This window comes from Cupriavidus sp. HY129 (assembly GCF_059492215.1).
In genome coordinates this window covers 145,212-163,354 of the sequence record NZ_CP083255.1, presented here as the reverse complement: position 1 = coordinate 163,354, position 18,143 = coordinate 145,212, and the positions used below count along the sequence as shown (strand labels likewise).

Below are 18,143 nucleotides of genomic sequence, written 5' to 3'. Positions count from 1 at the left end.
CAACTCTCCACTGAGGGGGATAACTGCATGAAGAAGACGCTCGCATTTTCTCTGCCCGCAATGGCTGCCGCCATTGCGGCCTGTGGTGGCGGTACCGACAGTGGCACGACCACCGGCGCCACTGGTGCCGCAAGCAATCTCATGGCACCACTTGACGCATCGTGTCTCGCCGCCATGCCTACGGGCGGCATGATGACTGGCGTCAAATTGAAGCATTAACCCATGAGAATCAAGTCGATGGCGATGACTCGCCCACTTCATGCGAGCCTGCTTCTGCTCGGCCTTTCCACATGCGCGGAGGCGCAGCCGACTGGCCCGGGCCGGAGCCCGGCCACCACCGCCGCCGATCAACAACAACTCACCCGCCAGCAACAGGAAGCCCGCGAGCGCGCCCAGGCCATTGAAGCGCCCGGCGTGCGCGCGCAGGATGTGACGCCGCTCGCCTATCCGACGCTGCCGACCGAGACGCCATGTTTCCGCATCGACCGCTTCGTGCTCGACGTCCCTGCCGATCTGCCCGATAGCGTCCAGGTACACGGTGCCTCTACGCTGCCGATGGACCCGTTTGCTTTTGCCCGTGCATGGCTCGATCACTATAAGGGTGCGTGTGTCGGCAGGCAGGGCCTGGATATGCTGACCAAGGGTGTGTCTCAGACCATTCTGAGCCGAGGCTATGTCACCACGCGAGTGTTACTGCCGCAGCAGGATCTCAGCACCGGCACATTGCGGTTGGCGCTGATCCCCGGCGTGATCGGCGAGTTGCGTTTTGCGGAACCGGATACGCGCGGCACGTGGAAGTCCGCGTTTCCGGCACGTTCGGGCGATCTGCTGAATCTGCGCGATCTGGAGCAGGGGCTGGAGCAGATGAAGCGCGTGGCCAGTCAGGATGCGGAGATGCAGATCGTGCCGACTGCCGTGCCGGGCGTGAGCGATGTAGTCATCGCGGTCAAGCGGGCGAAGGCGTGGACCGTGGTGGCGTCGATCGACAACTCGGGCACGGAGGCAACGGGCAAATGGCTCGGCAATCTGAGTCTGGGCATCGATAACCCACTGGGTCTCAACGATCTGTTCAACGTCGGCTATATGCAGGACGTTGAGCTTGGCAACCGGAAGCACGGCACGCATGGCTGGAACGGCTTCTACTCGGTGCCGTGGGGTTACTGGACGGGCACGCTGTCCGCGTACTCGAACACGTACTACCAGCAGATTGCGGGCGTCAACCAGACCTTTGTCTCAAGCGGGAATTCGCAGACGGTGGACATGAAGCTGCAACGCGTGCTTCGCCGCAGCCAGAACGACGTGCTGGGTCTGCAGTTTCGGCTCTCGCGCCGCTTTGGCGAGAGCTTCATCGAGGACACGGCAATCCCCCAGCAGCGGCGCAACAACACGTTTGTGGAGGCCGGCTTCACCGATCGCCATTACTTCGGCGCGGCGCAGTTCGATGGCAGCCTCGTGTATCGCCAGGGCATCGGCGGATTCGGTTCGCAGGCCGATACGCTGGCTGTGAACGGCGGGCCGACATGGCGCTACAGCATGGTCGTGGCCGATGCCAATCTGTCGGCGCCCTTCCGGCTTGGCGAACAGATGCTGCGTTACGTGACGACCTTCCGTGGCCAGTACACCGGTGATCGCCTGTATGCGCTGGACATGATGACCATCGGCAGCCGCTATACGGTGCGCGGCTTCGACGGTGAGATGCTGTTGGCCGGCGATAGTGGCTTCTACTGGCGCAACGGACTGCAGGCACCCGTCGCCAACACCGGGCAGGCGCTGTATGCGGGGCTGGACTACGGACGTGTGTTCGGGCCGTCGACGGTCGGGCTGGTTGGCACGCAACTGATCGGCGCGGTGCTGGGCCTGCGCGGTGGCCTTGGTTCGAAGTTCGGGCGGCTGTCCTATGACTTCTTTGTCGGCCTGCCCGTGTACAAGCCAGCCGCCTTTCATACGTCTGGCGTCACCGGCGGGATGCAGGTGGCGTATCAGTACTGAGTTTTCATACCGGCGGCTGTCGCCGCTTTCAGCAACGTAGTCAAACAGGAGAAATTACGTGATTCGATTCAAGACCTATGCCGCGGTGGGTGTCGTGGCGGCGCTGGGGTTGGCAGGCTGCGCGACCGAGACGTCCACGGCGGTGCCCGTGCAGAAGGTGGAAAGTGCCAGCCGCCCCTACAACGGCGTGCGCACGCCGATCGCCGTGGGCAAGTTCGATAACCGCTCGAACTATATGCGCGGTGTGTTCTCGGACGGCATCGATCGGCTGAGCGGCCAGGCGAAGACAAGTCTGGTGACCCACCTCCAGCAGACCAATCGATTCAATGTGCTGGAGCGCGAGAATCTGGACGAGATGAAGCGCGAGGCGACGATCAAGAACCAGGCCCAGAAGCTCAAGGGCGCCGATTATGTCGTGACCGGCGACATCACCGAATTTGGCCGCAAGGAAGTCGGCGACGTGCAGCTGTTCGGCATTCTGGGCCGCGGCAAGGAGCAGGTGGCCTATGCCAAGGTCAATCTGAACATCGTGAACATCAGCACCTCCGAGGTCGTTTACTCGACGCAGGGCGCGGGCGAGTACAAGTTGTCGAACCGGGAGGTGATCGGCTTTGGCGGCACGGCGAGCTATGACTCCACGCTCAATGGCAAGGTGATGGATCTGGCCATGCGCGAGGCGGTGAACAACCTTGTGGGCGCCATCGAATCCGGCGCGTGGAAGCCGCAGCAGTAATCGCTGTTCTTTGTACGACGGGAAGAAAAAATGAAGAGCATGGTCACGCTGCGCAAGGCAGCGTTTTTGTCGGCGGCCGGCCTCGTGCTGGCGGGTTGTGCGAGTGGGCCGAAGCCCCTCTATCAATGGGAGGGGTATCAGACCCAGGTCTATCAGTACCTCAAGGACGGCGCGAAGGAGGAACAGGTGCTGGCGCTGGAAAGCGGGCTGGACAAGATGAAGGCGAAAGGTGGCTCGGCGCCGCCGGGGTATCACGCCCAGCTTGGCATGTTGTATCTGAATCTGGGCAAGGGCGACCAGATGGTGAAGGAGTTCCAGACCGAGAAGACGCTGTTCCCGGAGGCCACGCCCTATATGGATTTCCTGATGCGTAATGTGAAGACCGATGCGCGCAAGGATGTGAGCGCAGGGGCCGCAGCCGATGCCGCAACCAACGCCTCGGCCAAGGCCAAGGCTGACACGGCGGAAGCGAAGTCCGACGCCACCACCGGGAGCGCCAAGTGATGCGTCGAATCCTGACCTATATCGCGGGCCTGGGCGCCGTGGTGCTGTTCGCGGGCTGTGCCGTGCCGACCAAGCAGATTGACTATTCGGCGTACAAGGCCAGCCGGCCGCGTTCGATCGTGGTGCTGCCGCCGTTGAACGAGTCGCCGGATATCAATGCGACCTACGCGATGCTGGCGCAGTCCACCGCGCCGCTGGCCGAGTCGGGCTACTACGTGCTGCCCGTGGCGCTGGTTGACGAGACGTTCCGCCAGAACGGGTTGACCGTGCCGGGTGACATCCACGCCGTTCCCGTGGCCAAGCTGCGCGAGATCTTCGGCGCCGACGCCGCGCTATATGTGACCGTGAGCGAGTACGGTTCGAAGTATCAGGTGCTCAGCAGCGTAACGCGCGTGGCCGCGAGCGCGAAGCTGGTGGATCTGAAGACCGGCGACGCGCTGTGGAGCGGTGCGGCCGCAGCGGCCACCGACGACTCCGGTAACGCCGGTGGCGGACTGGTGGGCGCGCTGATTGCCGCGGCCGTTGCCCAGGTGATCAACCACACGGTGGATCGCAGCTACGGCGTGGCTGGAGCCGCGAGCGACCGGTTGCTGTCGGCGGGTCAGCCCACCGGTATTCTGTACGGGCCGCGTTCGCCGAAGTATCAGTCGGACTAACGGTAGTCGGAGGACATCGTCAGGCCACGACCTCGGTGATCCGGGGTTGTGGCGGTGCCTCATGGACGATACGGGCAATACAAGCGAAACGCGCGACACGCGCGATACTGGCCATCGCTCCCTCCCACTCAGAGCTTGTAGCCAATCTGCCGCAGCAGTTGCTTCCGGTCGGCGATATCGGCGGCGGTCTCGATGCCCAGCGGCGGTTCTCCATCGACGACGCCGAGCACGGCCCGGCCAAGATCCGTCTGCGCGACGATGACCTCCGTCGGGTTCGCGGTGGCACAGTAAATGCGGCATACCTCGGGCACGGCGCGCACGGCGCCGAGCACGTTGACGGGAAAAAACCCATCCCCAAGAAAGATCAGGAAGGTATGCCCAGCCGCGATCGCGGTGGCGTTCTGGCAGGCCAGGTCGATCATCGCCTCGTCGGTGCCAGACCAGCGCACGAGCCGTTTGCCCGATGCCTCGCAGAAGGCGACGCCGAAGCGGATGCCGGGTACCGTGCCGACGAGTGCCTCGTGCAGATCCTCGACGGTCTTGATGAAATGTGACTGTCCGAAGATGAAGTTGGTGTCTGCCGGCTTGGATACCGGCACCGCGCTGAGTTCCATGACTTGCTCTCCTGCATGGGTGCCTATCCAGTCAATGGTAGGCCGCGTGTCTTCGAATGCAAGCCGATGCATCCCGGGTGGATTAAGATAGCCGTTACGCCGCGCCGGCGTCGCCGCAGATGCAGCACGCCGGCATGTGTTCAGCGACATCGTCAGTTTCCATCGACATCCACATTCAGAAGGAATCTCTCATGAAGCTGCATTCAACTCCGCTTCGTGCCGGAATGGGGTCCGGCAAGCGCGTGTTCCAGACGCTGGTTTCCGCCACGCTGCTCGCGGCCGCGGCACTGGTCCTGCCCGCGATGCCGACCGATGCGTGTGCGCAAGCGCCTGTGCACGCGCAAAAGAAGACGCAGGTGCCCGGCTACTACCGCATGATGGTCGGCCAGTTCGAAGTCACCGCGCTGTACGACGGCTATATCGATCTCGATCCGAAGCTGTTCAAGTACACCAGCGCGCGCGAGGTGCAACGGCTGCTCGCGCGCATGTTCGTCGAATCGACACCCGGCATGCAGACAGCGGTCAATGCCTATCTGGTCAATACCGGCAGCCATCTGATTCTGGTCGATACTGGCGCATCGGCATGTTTCGGCCCAACGCTGGGACGGATCCGAGAGAACCTGCACGCGGCCGGCTACGAGCCGGAACAGGTGGACACCATTCTGCTGACCCACCTGCACGCCGATCACGCCTGTGGTCTGCTGGCCAATGGCACGGCGGTGTTTCCCGCCGCCACTGTCTATGCCGACAAGGCCGACGCGGACTACTGGCTCGACGAGTCGAAGGCCGCGGCAGCACCCAAGGATGCGCAAGGTCTGTTTGCCATGGCACGCGACGCGGTGGCGCCGTACCGGGCAGCCGGCCGATTCCGCACCTTCAGTGCCAGTGCCGGCGCAGGTGACGAACTCGTGCGTGGCGTGCGCGCGGTGCCCGAATTTGGCCACACGCCGGGGCATGTCGGCTATCTGTTCACGTCCGGCAAGGAAAAACTGCTGCTGTGGGGCGATGTCATCCATAGCCACGCGGTGCAGTTCCGCAGCCCGCAGGTGGCGATCGAGTTCGATACCGACAGCCATCAGGCCGTGATTACGCGTAATCGCGTGCTGGCCGACGCCGCCCGCGACAAGTTCTGGGTAGGCGGCGCGCACCTGCCGTTCCCGGGCATCGGACATGTGCGGCGCGAGCAGGTCGGCTATACATGGGTGCCCGTCGAGTACGGGCCGATCCGCAACGATCGCTGAACGGGGCGGGGTTCACTCTGGCGGCGCCTTCGGGCGCCGCTATTCCGTGGTGCTCGGACTCCAGAACGCCTGGGTTACCGCTTCACATGCCGAAAGCCTCGCCACCACGGCATCCAGCTCGTCGCCGTCGACCGAAGTGGCCATGAGCACGGCTTCGATCTCGATATCGTTCGCGCCGAATGCATGAACTACCAGATCGCGCGTGGGATGGTTGCTCGCTTCCAGCATGTCAGACAGCAGGCGCAATGCCTCTTTCTGGCGATGGCGTGGCGCGATCACGTAGACCGTGTTGGTCACCTCGACCGCAGGCGTGTCGATCGGCTGCTGGTTGATGCGATTGACCACGGGACGCAGCAGCGTGTTGGCGGCCAGTACGAACATGCAGCCCATGCCGGCCTCGATGATCAGGTCCGCCCCCGCGCTGGCGCCGACCGCAGCGGAGCCCCACAGCGTGGCAGCGGTGTTCAGGCCGCGCACATTGCCTTCCTCGCGCATGATCACGCCCGCACCAAGAAAGCCGATGCCGGATACCACGTAGGCCACCACGCGCACCGCGCCGTCGTGGCCGGCGAGCCGGTTGGCCATGTCGACGAAAATGGCCGCGCCCACGGCAACCAGCACGTTGGTGCGCAGGCCGGCGGTGCGCTGGCGGTACTGGCGTTCATAGCCGATGACCCCGCCAAGCACGAAGGCGGTAACCAGGCTGATGCCGGTGTCGAGGAGCGACTCTAGGTTGATGTTCTGGATGGCTTCGATGGACATGCTCGACGGACGTGGAAATCATGATGCCACATGGCAGCCGTGGCTGGCATGTGGCAGGACACGGCACGTGCGTGCCGTGGCGTACAACTGGCGTATGGATCGCGGACGCGTCTTACCAGAGCGTGCGGCAGAACCGGATGGCCGCGTCGGCGTATTCCCGATTGGATCTCGGGGCGTCCGTGCGGTCGGCCTGGCCAAGTGATTTCGAGTTCGTGGTCGAGGCGTTCGACTGCGTCTGGGCGCGCAGGAACGGGGAGACCAGACGCTCTGTGAGCGCGGAGGTCCGGGTGGTGGATGCGAGGAACTTGCGCATTTCCGACTCCTTCGCTGTCCTGCCGACCATGGCGGAACAGCATGGTGCCTGCCGGGGCAGGCGCGTGCGAGTGGCGCGCGGCGGGCTGGGGTGCCCGTGATTGCCGCTGCGTGACTTGCGATGGATCGATGCAAGCCAGCGACAAAATGGATGTGGGTGGCCTGCTTAACCTTGTGTTGGATATCGACTAGAACAACAGTCCATTTGAGGGTCCTCCCCAGGCGAGCTTTGATGGGACGGAGTGTATCGACGGGGTGCTGCTCCGTACACTGAATTCTTCTTCAGGAACCGGCTTCGCGCAGTGCCAGCGGAATCCTGACCGTGAACACCGCGCCGCCGTCGGGCCCGTTGGCGGCCTCGATATGCCCGCCCTGAGCATGGATGATCGATTGCGACAGGGCCAGCCCAAGACCCACTCCCTCGTTCTCGGACGCGCGCGCGCCCGCGCCACGGAAGAAGCGGTCGAACAGGAAGGGCAACTCGTCCGGGGGGATGCCGGGGCCTTCGTCGGTGACGCGCAATGTGGCGTGGTGTGCGTCGGCGGCGCAGTCCACCACGATCTTGCTGCCCCGTGGCGAGAACTTGAGCGCGTTGTCCACCAGATTGGCCAGCACCAGCCCTACCGATCCGTGCGACACCTTGGCGCCGCCCGCCGCTTCGCTGCGTGCCACCAGTTCGACGTGCCGTTCGCGGGCGGCAGGGCTGGCGCGCAACAGCGTTTCCGCGATCAGCGCATCCAGTGCCTGTGGCTCGCCAGCCTGGCGATCCTGCCCCGCGTCGAAGCGGGCCAGCATCAGCAGTTCCTCGATCAGCCGGGTCAGGCGGCCCACTTCATCCAGGCAGGAGCGCAACGTGTCCACGTACTCCTGGCTCTCGCGCGGCCGCCGCAACGTCACTTCGATCTCGGTGCGCAAGCGGGAAAGCGGCGAACGCAGTTCGTGCGAGGCGTCGGCCGTGAAGCGCCGTTGCTGGTCGAAAGCCTGCTCGAGCCGGTCCAGCATCGCGTTCAGCGTATCGACGAGCTGGCCGATTTCGTCCGTTGTGCCGGGGTGCGGCAGGCGTTCGCCAAGGTTGGCGTCGCCGATGAGCCGGGCCTGCTTCACCACGTCGTTGATGCCACGGAAGGCGCGCCGCGTCAGCACGCTGCCGGCGGCGCCCACGGCGGCCAGCAGTGCGGCGGCCATGATGCCGAACAGGATCGTGGCCGACTCCAGCACGTTGTGCACGTCGTCCAGCGAGCCCGCCACCTGAATTACCACGGGCTTGCCGTTCGCCACGGCGGGCAGGGACACCATGCGCAGCGGCTCTTCGCCAAAGCTCGGCAGCGTCTGAAAGACCGCCTCCCCGCCGGACGCGAGTTCGTCGAGCAGCGTGGGCGGGGCGGGCAGCATGGCGTCACCCAGGTTTGAGCTGCGGGCCAGGATTTCGCCCTTGGCATTGACGATCTGCACCAGCCGGTCCAGGCGCACCAGCGATGGCGGGGCCGACCCGGGCGGGCGCTCGTGCACGCGGACCGGTTGCCCGTGGCTCTCCACCTGCATGCCGGCCTCGGTATCGGCCAGCGTCAGCAGCGCCGCATCGAGCTGGCCATGCACCAGGCGCGATAGCTGCCACCACCCGGCCAACGCCGAGCAGGCCACGATCACCACGATGACGGTCCAGTGGGTCAGGACCAGCCGCTGCCGGAAGTTCAGCACGTCAGAGGGCCCCCGATGGCGAGATGCGGAAGCCCTGGCCCCGCACGGTCTGGATCAGCGCCGTCATGCCCGGTGGGTCGAGTTTGCGGCGCAGGTTCTTCATATGCACGTCGATCAGGTTGTCGATGGCGATCAGGTCCGCGTGCCAGATGTGTTCCGCAAGCTGTGCCCGGCTGACGATCTCCCCAGCGTGCGTCACCAGCAGGATGAGAATCGCGTACTCCTTCGGCGTGAGATCGAGCCGCGCGCCGGCCCGCGTGACGCTGCGGGTCTGCGGGTCGATGACGAGGTCATCCAGCGTGAGCGGGGCGGGTTGAGCCAGCTCCACACGCCGCAGCAGGGCCCGCACGTGCGCGAGCAGTTCCTCGAAGACGAAGGGTTTGGTCAGGTAGTCGTCGGCGCCGGTGTCCAGCCCGGTGATGCGGTCGTTGATCGCATCGCGCGCCGTCAGCATCAGGATCGGCGTGCGCACGCCCTGCTCACGCAATTCCCGGCAGAACTCGACGCCACTTTTGCCTGGAAGCATCCAGTCGAGGATCAGCAGACTGAACGCGTAACAATTGTGAGCCGCTGCCACGTCAACCGAATGGGCGGTCTCCACGTCATAACCTTCTTCTTGCAGACCACGGGCCAGCAGTCGCGCTGCCTTCTGGTCGTCATCTACCAATAGGATCCTCATGGGTTCGCCTTTCCGGGTCGGGTCTGATTCTATCAGCCGACTTTTCCGCATGTTATGCATACGGCCCTGCCTGAAGAAGAATTCAGAGTGCGCGAGGGCTTGCGTGCGTACCATTGGCGGCAAATTCCCGCATGTGGCGATTCCATATCTTTTGAAACATCAGCATCGGAGTGAATGATGAAAAACAAGCCAGCCTTTCCCGGGCGCGTTGTCTACTGGCTTGCCGCGGCGGTCATACTGGGTCTCGGCGGTGCTGGTGTCTGGACGATGCGCGCCAAGGCCGACCAGAAGCGCGCGGACCCGCCCGTCGCCCTGCGTCATGAAGGCGAGCGCCTGGTAGTCCCGGCCGAGTCGCCATTGCGCCGTACCTTGGCCGTCGCGCCTGCCACGCGCGAAACCGTGGCCGCGCCGTTCAATCTGCCGGCCATGGTGGAAGCCGATCCGGCCAAGCTCGTGAAAGTGCTGCCGCCGCTGGCTGGCCGCATCGTCAGCCTGAACAAGCAGCTTGGCGACGAGGTCAAGGCTGGCGACGTGCTGTTCACGATCGATTCGGCCGATCTCGCGCAGGCCACCAGCGACGCCGCCAAGGCCCGCGCGGCCATGACGATGGCACGCCGCAACCTGGATCGTCAGCGGGAACTGGACAAGTCAGAGATCGCCGCAAAGCGCGACTTCGAGCAGGCCCAGAGCGACTATGACCAGGCTGCCAGCGAATCCCAGCGCGCCGATGCGCGTCTGGCGCAGCTTGGCGCCAAGGGTGGCGGCACGTTGCAGGCGGGCGGCGGCCACATTCTGACCGTGCGATCACCGATCAACGGGCGCGTGGTCGATCTCAATGCCGCGACCGGCGCGTACTGGAACGACACCACGGCCTCCCTGATGACCGTTGCCGATCTCTCGCACGTGTTTGTCACGGCCAACGCGCAGGAAAAGGATCTGGGTCACGTGTACGTCGGCCAGTCGGCCACCGTCAAGTTCGACGCCTATGACGATCCGCAACCGGGCAAGGTGCGCTATGTCGGCCAGATCCTTGATGCGGACACCCGCACGACCAAGGTGCGCATGGTGTTCGACAACCCTGACGGACGGCTCCGTCCCGGCATGTTCGCGCAGGCTACCTTCCTGTCTCAGCCGCATGAAGGCATCGTCGTGCCGATGTCGGCCATCGTGCAGAGCGGCTTCTACACCCGCGCGTTCGTCGAAGTGGCGCCGTGGCAGTTCGAACCCCGTGTGATCAAGCTCGGCGCGCAGATTGGCGACCGTATGGAAGTGAAGTCAGGCCTGTCCGCGGGAGACCGCGTGGTGGTGAAGGAAGGGGTGCTGCTGAATGATTGAGCGCCTTGTAACCCTGTGCTTCAACCGGCGCGGCATCGTCGCGCTGGTGTTCGCGATGGTCGCGCTGTACGGCTGGTACGCGTGGAAGCAACTGCCCCTGGAAGCGTATCCGGACATTGCCGACACCACCTCGCAGGTGGTCACGCAGGTCAACGGACTGGCCGCAGAGGAAGTCGAGCAGCAGATCACGATCCCGCTCGAGCGCGAGATCATGGGCGTGCCCGGCATGCACGTGATGCGCTCCAAGAGCACGTTCGGCCTGTCCCTGATCACCGTGGTGTTCAAGGACGGCGCGGAGGACTACTGGTCGCGCCAGCGCCTGCAGGAGCGCATCAACGGCGTTTCGCTGCCGTACGGTGCGCAGCCGTCGCTTGACCCGCTGACGTCGCCGATCGGTGAAATCTACCGCTACACGCTGGTGTCGAAGACACGTGATCTGCGCGAGTTGTCGGAACTCCAGTTCTGGAAGGTGATTCCGCGCCTGAAGCAGGTGGCGGGCGTGGTGGACGTGGCCAACTTCGGCGGCCTGACCACGCAGTTCATGCTCGAGTTCGATCCGGTGATGCTGTCGAAGTACAACATCTCGCTGAACCAGATCACGCAGGCGATCTCCGAGAACAATGCCAACGCCGGCGGCAGCATCCTGAATCGTGGCGAGCAGGGGCTCGTGGTGCGCGGCGTGGGCCTGATCCGTAATCTGGACGATCTGGGCAACATCGTCGTCACCCAGAAGAATGGCGTGCCGGTGCTGGTGAAGGATCTTGGCCGCGTGGTGCTCGGCAACCCGCAGCGCCACGGCATCCTGGGCATGGACCACAACCCGGACACGATCCAGGGCATCACGCTGCTGCTCAAGAACGAGAACCCGTCGGTCGTGATGGAGGGCGTTCATGCCGCCGTGCGTGACCTGAACGACAACATCCTGCCCAAGGACGTCAAGGTGGTGCCGTATATCGACCGGAGCAATCTCGTCGATGCCACGGTGCATACCGTGGGCAAGACGCTGATGGAAGGCATGTTCCTGGTGTCGCTGGTGTTGCTGCTGTTCCTGGGCAGCCCGCGCGCGGCGATCATCGTGGCCGTCACGATCCCGCTGTCGCTGCTAATGGCGTTCATCCTGATGCATCATTTCAAGATCCCGGCGAACCTGCTTTCGCTCGGCGCGATCGACTTCGGCATCATCGTGGACGGCGCCATCGTGGTGATGGAGAACATCCTGCGCCGGCGCGAGGAGGACGCGGAGAAAGAACTGCATGGCCGGGACATCATGCAGTCGGTGCTGCAGGTGGCGCGCCCGATCTTCTTCGGCATGATCGTGATCATCACGGCCTACCTGCCGTTGTTCGCGTTCCAGCGCATCGAGTACAAGCTGTTCTCGCCAATGGCCTTCGCCGTGGGTTTCGCGCTGTTCGGGGCGTTGCTGGTGGCGCTGCTGCTGATTCCGGGGCTGGCGTACTGGGCCTATCGCAAGCCGCGCAAGGTGTTTCACAACCCGGCGCTGGTCTGGCTTGCGCCGCGCTATGAATCGGTGCTGAACCGGCTGGTGGGCAGCACGCGCACGGCAATCGGCATCGCGGTGGCTACGCTGGTCGGCGTGATGATCCTGGGCGCGACGATCGGGCGGGACTTCCTGCCGTATCTGGACGAAGGCTCGATATGGCTGCAGGTGACGCTCCCGCCGGGCATCTCGCTCGAAAAGGCTGGCCAGATGGCCGACAACCTGCGTGCCGCGACGATGGAGTTCCCGGAGGTGGAGCACGTGGTGACGCAGGTGGGCCGCAACGACGAAGGTACCGATCCGTTCTCGCCGTCACATATCGAGACCGCGGTGACGCTGCACCCCTATAGCACCTGGACCACCGGCCGCGACAAGCAGCAACTGATCGAGGCCATGGCCACGCGCTTCCGCGATCTGCCGGGTACTCAGGTGGGCTTCTCCCAGCCGATGATCGACGGTGTGCTCGACAAGCTGGCGGGCGCGCACAGCGACCTGGTGGTCAAGGTGTACGGCAACGACTTCGCCGAGACACGGCAGGTGGCCACGGCGATCACGCGGCTGCTGAAGACGGTGCCGGGCGCGCAGGACGTGATCATCGACCAGGAGCCGCCGTTGCCGCAGGTGCGTATCGACGTCGATCGTGCCGCTGCCGCGCGGCTGGGCATCAATGTGGCCGACGTGATGGCGCTGATCCAGACTGGCATCGGTGGCAGCCCCGTCACGCAGGTGTTCGTCGAGGACCGCAGCTACAACGTGGTGGCGCGCTTCATTGGCAGCTCGCGCAACGACCCCGAGGCAATCGGCAACCTGACGCTCACGGCCGCCAATGGCGCGCATGTGGCCCTGGCCCAGGTGGCGCATATTCGTCTGGCAGAAGGCGAGACCACGATCACGCGCGAGATGAACAAGCGGCACCTGACGGTGCGCCTGAATCTGCGCGGCCGTGATCTGTCGTCGTTCCTTGAAGAGGCGCGGACGCGCATCGACAAGGAAGTGCCGTACGACCGTACCCATATCCAGGTGGCATGGGGCGGTCAGTTCGAGAACCAGCAGCGCGCCCAGGCACGTCTGGCGGTGATCCTGCCGATGGTGCTGGCGCTGATGTTCGTGCTGCTGTTCGGCGAGTTCAAAAACCTGCGGCAGCCCGCGCTGATCCTGATGGCGGTGCCGCTGGCAACGCTGGGCGGATTGGTGGCGCTGCATCTGCGCGGGATGACGCTGAACGTGTCGTCGGCGGTTGGCTTCATCGCGCTGTTCGGCGTGGCGGTATTGAACGCGATCATCATGATCGCCAACCTGAACCGGTGGCGCGATACCGCTGGCGTGAGCCTGAAGGAAGCGGTGGTGCGTGGCGCGGGCGAGCGGATGCGGCCGGTGCTGATGACCGCGACCGTGGCAGCGCTGGGCCTGATTCCGGCGGCGCTTGCGCACGGGCTGGGCAGCGACGTGCAGCGTCCGCTGGCCACGGTGGTGGTGGGCGGGCTGATCACGGCAACCGCGCTGACGCTGGTGCTGTTGCCCGCGTTGTATTACCTGATCGAGACACGCGCGGCGAAGCAGGTGCGCGAGGAGCCTCCGGTCCAGTTCGGCCCCACCAGTGAAGGGGACTTGTAATGGCTAAAATCACTTCGATCAGCGTGGCGGCGCTGCTGGCGCTGGCCACCGCGGGTTGCGCGGTGGGCCCGGACTTCCAGCGCCCGGCCGCGCCCGAGACCGATCGCTACACGGCGACGACATTGCCCGCGGAGACCGCATCGGCATCCACGCCGGATGGGCAGGCGCAGCGCTTCGCGCCGGGGCAGGATGTGCCGGCGCAGTGGTGGACGATGTTCGGCTCCAGCGAACTCAACGCGCTGGTGGATGCCGCATTGCGCGCCAACCCGGACCTGCAGGCGATGGAGGCCGCGCTGCGCGTGGCCCAGGAGAACGTGGCGGCGCAGCGTGGCGCGTTCTTCCCGAGCGTCGACGCGTCGTACACGCCGTCGCGCCAGAAGATCGCCCAGATCATCGCGAGCCCGCTGTCCGACAACAGCGATCTGTTCACGCTGCACACGGCGCAGTTGAGTGTCTCGTACGTGCCCGACGTCTTCGGCGGCACGCGCCGGCAGGTGGAGTCAGGCGTGGCGCAGGCCGACGTTGCCCGGTTCCAGTGGCAGGCCGCGTACCTGACGCTGACGTCGAACGTTGTCAATGCGGCGATCCAGGAAGCCTCGCTGCGCGCCCAGATCCGCGCGACGCAAGACGTCATCGCGCTATCCACGCGCCAGCTCGAGGCCGTGCGCAAGCAGCAGCGCCTGGGACAGGTCGGCGCCGCCGAAGTCGCAGCACAGGAAGCCACGCTGGCGCAGGCGGAAGCGGCATTGCCGCCGCTGGACCGGCAACTCGCCCAGCAGCGCAACCTGCTGGCGGCATTGACGGGCCGGTTGCCGAGCGATGCCGTGCCGCAGCAGTTCGAGTTCGAATCGCTGACGCTGCCCGGAACATTGCCACTGAGCCTGCCGTCGAGGCTGGTTGGCCAGCGTCCCGACATTCGCGCGGCGGAAGCGCAGATGCACGCGGCTAGCGCCCAGATAGGCGTGGCCACGGCGGCCCGCCTGCCCAATATCACGCTGACTGCCGCGCTCGGTAGCTCGTCGCAGGCGATTGGCGATCTCTTCACGGCCGGCACCGGCTTCTGGGGAATCTCCGCGGGCCTGATGCAGCCGATCTTCAAGGGCGGGATGCTGCTGCACCAGCAGCGCGCGGCCGAGGCGGCCTACAAGCAGGCATCCGCGCAGTACCGCAGCACGGTGCTGACCGCCTATCAGGGGGTGGCAGACGCGCTGCATGCAATCGAGGCCGATGCGCGGGGACTGCGCACGGCGTCGGATGCCGAGCGTGCCGCGTACCGGAGCTTCAACATCGCCCAGGCACAGTGGAAGGCCGGACAGATCGGCTACCCGGCCGTGATGCTGGCCGAGCAGACGTACCGGCAGTCGGCGATCACGCTGGTACAGGCGCGCGCGAGCCGGTACTCCGATACCGTGGGCCTGATGCAGGCGCTGGGCGGCAGTTGGGAGGATGAGCCGGGCAAGACGTTGGAGAACCCGCCGGAGAACCAGTCGGACAGCAAGCCGGCCGCAGCGCCGGAGGCCGCCGCCAAGGCTCAGGGTAACGGCTGATCCGTGGCGGCAGTCGCGTGCTGCCGACGGACGCCGCTCTCGTTGCCGCCGTAGTTGCCGACATAGTTGTCACCACAGGGCACGCGCACCGTCACGCGCGTGCCGTGGTGCGCGGCCGCGTCGGCGTAGTCGATCTCGACCGTGGCGCCCACCCGCTCGGCAATGACCCGGACGATGGAGAGGCCAAGGCCGGAGCCGGGCGCGTCGTTGCCCGGAATCCGGTAAAACGGATCGAAGATCCTGCTTCGTTCCTCCGTGCTGATGCCGGGTCCGGAATCGGTCACGATCATTGCCACCGCATTGGGGGACGTCTCCACCGACAGGTCGACACGACCGTGTTCGGGCGTATAGCGGATGGCGTTGTCCACGAGGTTCTTGAGCAGCGTGATCAGCTCCACCTCCTGAATTGGCACCTGCGCATCGGTGTCGCCAACCGCGCCGATGTCGATGTGACGCGAATCGGCCAGGGGCATCAGGTCTTCCAGCACGCGCCGGAAGGCGTGCCGCACGGAGATGCTCTCCGCTGGCGCTGGCGCGGCGGTTGCCGATTGGGCACGTGCGAGACTCAGCAACTGTTCCAGCAGGGCGCGGCTGCGTTCGATGCCGCGCCGCAGGGTGGCCAGCCGGGTGCGCGCGGCCTCGGGCATCTCGGTGCGTTCGAGCCGTTCGGCCTGCAGCGATAGCGCGGTCATCGGCGAGCGCAGTTCGTGCGCTGCGTCGGCGACGAAGCGGCGCTGCATCTCCATGGCCTGCGCGATACGGGCCAGCAGCCGGTTGATTGCCACTACGAAAGGACGGACTTCGGCGGGAAGCTCGTCTTCCGGCAATGGATACAGTTCGTGCTCGCCGCGCCGGTCGATGTCCGTGGAAAGGGTGGAGATGGGGCGGAACATCTGGTGGACCAGATAGGCCACGATCAGCAGCAGCACCGGCACGAGCACCAGAAACGGCAACACCGTGACCTGCGCGCTGTTGCGCGCGATTTCGTCGCGCATGCCGGTTTCCTGGGCGACGGCAATGCGCTGGCCGGTCGGCAGCGTCCGGATCAGCACGCGGTAGGACTCGTGGTCGACCTCGAAGGTGCCGAGACCATCGGGTGCGCTGGCGGGCAACGCCAGCATCTGCCTGCTGCCGTCACCGCCCGGTGACAGGGTCTGCACGATCACTCGGGCTTCCTCGTCGCTGTGCGGCAGTCTGCCAGCGTCCGCCAGATGGGGCGCGGGCAGATGCTGCGCGTCGAACAGCATCGACACCTGCCGCAGCAGGTCATCCTGCATGATGTTGGCTTCGCGGAACGCCGAGGCGAACGAGAAGATGCCGCCGATGAGTGCCACCGCGAGGATCGCCAGCGATACCCAGAGGGATAGCCGTTGCTGGACCGAATGCTTTGGCCCGGCGTATTTCAGCCTTCCTTCGGCACCTGCCATCCCACCCCCCTGACGTTTCTGATGATGGTGCTGCCGAGCTTCCTGCGCAGGCCATGGATCAGGAACTCGACCGCATTGCTTTCCACTTCATCGCCCCAGCCATAGATGCGCTCTTCAAGCTCGGCACGCGACAGGATCGCGCCCGGGCGTGCCAGCAACGCCTGCAGCAGCGCGAACTCGCGATTCGTGAGTTGTTGGGGCGCGCCGCCCGCCAGGGTGGCCTGCCGGGTCGACAGGTCCAGCGAGACGCGGCCGTTGCCAAGTACCGATGACGCCAGGCCACTTCTCCGGCGCCACACAGCCCGCATTCGCGCGAGCAGCTCATCCATCTCGAATGGCTTGACCAGATAGTCGTCGGCGCCTGCATCGAGCCCGCCGATGCGGTCTTCGAGTGCGTCCCGCGCCGTGAGGATCAGCACCGGCACGGCGCTGCCACGCGCGCGCAGCGACGTCAGCACCGCATGGCCGCTCTTGCGCGGCAGGCCCAGATCCAGCAAGACCACATCATAGTGCTGGCGATCCAGTGCATCCAGCGCGGCCTGTCCATCCTCGACCCAGTCGGCGGCGCAGGAGGCGTCCTTCAGGGCGTCCTGCACCACCTGTCCGATCATGCGGTCATCCTCGACCAGCAGCACCCGCATCGCGTTCTCCATGCCAACGGTGTCCGACATCACGCATCATAGCGCCGCTCAATGGCTTGCGCGGGCCGCCGCCCGCTGGGGCAGCAGCAGGATGCAGATCACCATGAACGAGACCAGCGCGGCCGACGCCGAGAAGCGGCTCAGCGCCAGCCCACCCGATTGCAGCGGCTTGTCAAGAAAGTCGCCGACCACGGCACCGAGCGGACGGGTCAGGATAAAGGCGGCCCAGAACAGCAGGGTGCGCGAGATGCTGGTCCAGTAGTAGGCCGCGGCAATTGCTGCGAGCAGTGCGACGAAGACGAGCATTCCGCCCAGATAGCCCAGGCCGATGGTGTCGGCGGTCCAGTCGCCCAGCGCCGTGCCGAGTGTCTGCGAGAACATGATCGTCACCCAGTAGAACAGCTCGGCCTTCGGCGAGTTGACCGTGTCCACCGACACCGTTCCCATCGAGCGATACCACGTGGCCAGCGACAGCAGGAGCAGCGCCAGCAGCAGTGCGCTGCCTCCGGCATAGCCGATGCCGAGCGAGCGGTCCGCGAAGTCCGCGAGCGTGGTGCCGACAGTGGTCGTGGCGACGATGGTCACCCAGTACAGCGCGGGCCGGAAAGCGCGCGCGCGGATCTGCGCGGACACGGCGGCAAGGAAGACCACCGCGAATATCGCGGTGCTGACGAGGTAGCCGAGATTCAGCGACATCGACAAGGTATCGCCGCCGGTTTCCCCAAGCGTGGTGGCGGCGATCTTGATGAGCCAGAAGCCCAGCGTGATCTCGGGCACCTTGCTGAGTGCGTGATGTGTGGTGGAAGTGTTCATCGCATGTTCGTTGTCTTAAGGCTGGATTAAGCCGCGGCGCGTGCGCGGAGGTTGTACAGCGGCTGCATTAAGTCTTCATT

Annotated in this window: 16 protein-coding genes and 1 pseudogene; 9 read left to right on the top strand and 8 right to left on the bottom strand. The window is 65.2% G+C overall.

Going from position 1 to position 18,143, the window contains the following annotated elements; all coding sequences use genetic code 11:
• Nucleotides 1-27: 27 nt before the first annotated feature.
• The 5 genes and pseudogenes from K6G35_RS17180 to K6G35_RS17160 all read left to right on the top strand — a co-directional run bounded on the left by K6G35_RS17180 (nucleotide 28) and on the right by K6G35_RS17160 (nucleotide 3,882).
• On the top strand, nucleotides 28-219 hold the full coding sequence (locus K6G35_RS17180) for a hypothetical protein (RefSeq protein ID WP_495676791.1): 192 nt from the start codon (nucleotides 28-30) through the stop codon (nucleotides 217-219).
• 3 nt (nucleotides 220-222) lie between these two features.
• On the top strand, nucleotides 223-1,989 hold the full coding sequence (locus K6G35_RS17175; protein ID WP_495676790.1) for a ShlB/FhaC/HecB family hemolysin secretion/activation protein: 1,767 nt from the start codon (nucleotides 223-225) through the stop codon (nucleotides 1,987-1,989).
• A 58-nt stretch (nucleotides 1,990-2,047) separates the two neighbouring features.
• A complete protein-coding gene (locus K6G35_RS17170) occupies nucleotides 2,048-2,722 on the top strand; it encodes a CsgG/HfaB family protein (protein WP_186426814.1) in 675 nt (224 codons plus the stop codon).
• Between the two features lie 39 nt (nucleotides 2,723-2,761).
• A pseudogene (locus K6G35_RS17165) lies at nucleotides 2,762-3,103 on the top strand (DUF4810 domain-containing protein); the annotation flags it as partial.
• A 119-nt stretch (nucleotides 3,104-3,222) separates the two neighbouring features.
• The gene (locus tag K6G35_RS17160; RefSeq protein WP_495676789.1) at nucleotides 3,223-3,882 is read left to right on the top strand and encodes a DUF799 domain-containing protein; all 660 of its coding nucleotides are present in this window, start codon (nucleotides 3,223-3,225) and stop codon (nucleotides 3,880-3,882) included.
• 128 nt (nucleotides 3,883-4,010) lie between these two features.
• On the opposite strand, the gene K6G35_RS17155 is transcribed toward K6G35_RS17160, so the two are convergent.
• On the bottom strand, nucleotides 4,011-4,496 hold the full coding sequence (locus tag K6G35_RS17155; protein WP_186426816.1) for an adenosine-specific kinase: 486 nt from the start codon (nucleotides 4,494-4,496) through the stop codon (nucleotides 4,011-4,013).
• Between the two features lie 191 nt (nucleotides 4,497-4,687).
• On the opposite strand from K6G35_RS17155, the gene K6G35_RS17150 reads away from it, so the two are divergent.
• Nucleotides 4,688-5,737, top strand: coding sequence for an MBL fold metallo-hydrolase (locus tag K6G35_RS17150; RefSeq protein WP_495676788.1), 1,050 nt, complete (start codon nucleotides 4,688-4,690; stop codon nucleotides 5,735-5,737).
• A 39-nt stretch (nucleotides 5,738-5,776) separates the two neighbouring features.
• Here K6G35_RS17150 and K6G35_RS17145 read toward each other — a convergent pair whose 3' ends face one another.
• The 4 genes from K6G35_RS17145 to K6G35_RS17130 all read right to left on the bottom strand — a co-directional run bounded on the left by K6G35_RS17145 (nucleotide 5,777) and on the right by K6G35_RS17130 (nucleotide 9,188).
• The gene (locus K6G35_RS17145) at nucleotides 5,777-6,493 is read right to left on the bottom strand and encodes an MgtC/SapB family protein (protein WP_186426861.1); all 717 of its coding nucleotides are present in this window, start codon (nucleotides 6,491-6,493) and stop codon (nucleotides 5,777-5,779) included.
• A 118-nt stretch (nucleotides 6,494-6,611) separates the two neighbouring features.
• A complete protein-coding gene (locus tag K6G35_RS17140; RefSeq protein WP_495676787.1) occupies nucleotides 6,612-6,812 on the bottom strand; it encodes a hypothetical protein in 201 nt (66 codons plus the stop codon).
• Nucleotides 6,813-7,093: 281 nt separating this feature from the next.
• Nucleotides 7,094-8,509: a sensor histidine kinase gene (locus K6G35_RS17135; RefSeq protein WP_495676786.1), complete on the bottom strand. Its 1,416-nt coding sequence runs from the start codon at nucleotides 8,507-8,509 to the stop codon at nucleotides 7,094-7,096.
• A gap of 1 nt (nucleotide 8,510) precedes the next feature.
• On the bottom strand, nucleotides 8,511-9,188 hold the full coding sequence (locus K6G35_RS17130) for a response regulator transcription factor (RefSeq protein WP_186426820.1): 678 nt from the start codon (nucleotides 9,186-9,188) through the stop codon (nucleotides 8,511-8,513).
• Between the two features lie 177 nt (nucleotides 9,189-9,365).
• On the opposite strand from K6G35_RS17130, the gene zneB reads away from it, so the two are divergent.
• From zneB to K6G35_RS17115, 3 genes are read left to right on the top strand one after another with little or no spacing between them, the layout of a single operon-like run.
• Complete coding sequence (gene zneB, locus K6G35_RS17125; protein ID WP_286882367.1) at nucleotides 9,366-10,523, top strand: zinc efflux RND transporter periplasmic adaptor subunit ZneB; 1,158 nt, start codon at nucleotides 9,366-9,368, stop codon at nucleotides 10,521-10,523.
• Nucleotides 10,516-13,635, top strand: coding sequence for an efflux RND transporter permease subunit (locus tag K6G35_RS17120; RefSeq protein ID WP_008651845.1), 3,120 nt, complete (start codon nucleotides 10,516-10,518; stop codon nucleotides 13,633-13,635). The genes zneB and K6G35_RS17120 overlap by 8 nt, the downstream gene beginning before the upstream one ends.
• Nucleotides 13,635-15,182 carry an efflux transporter outer membrane subunit gene (locus tag K6G35_RS17115; protein WP_186426821.1) on the top strand — a complete coding sequence of 516 codons (1,548 nt, stop codon included), beginning with the start codon at nucleotides 13,635-13,637 and terminating at the stop codon, nucleotides 15,180-15,182. Before K6G35_RS17120 ends, K6G35_RS17115 begins: the two co-directional genes overlap by 1 nt.
• On the opposite strand, the gene K6G35_RS17110 is transcribed toward K6G35_RS17115, so the two are convergent.
• The 3 genes from K6G35_RS17110 to K6G35_RS17100 are packed head-to-tail and all read right to left on the bottom strand — an operon-like array spanning nucleotide 15,167 to nucleotide 18,063.
• Nucleotides 15,167-16,609, bottom strand: a complete 1,443-nt coding sequence (locus tag K6G35_RS17110) for an ATP-binding protein (protein WP_495676785.1) — start codon at nucleotides 16,607-16,609, stop codon at nucleotides 15,167-15,169. The two genes, K6G35_RS17115 and K6G35_RS17110, sit on opposite strands and share 16 nt — an antisense overlap.
• A complete protein-coding gene (locus K6G35_RS17105; protein WP_008651850.1) occupies nucleotides 16,585-17,250 on the bottom strand; it encodes a response regulator transcription factor in 666 nt (221 codons plus the stop codon). Before K6G35_RS17105 ends, K6G35_RS17110 begins: the two co-directional genes overlap by 25 nt.
• Before the next feature lie 48 nt (nucleotides 17,251-17,298).
• Nucleotides 17,299-18,063, bottom strand: a complete 765-nt coding sequence (locus tag K6G35_RS17100) for a COG4705 family protein (RefSeq protein WP_035881038.1) — start codon at nucleotides 18,061-18,063, stop codon at nucleotides 17,299-17,301.
• Between the last annotated feature and the right edge of the window lie 80 nt (nucleotides 18,064-18,143).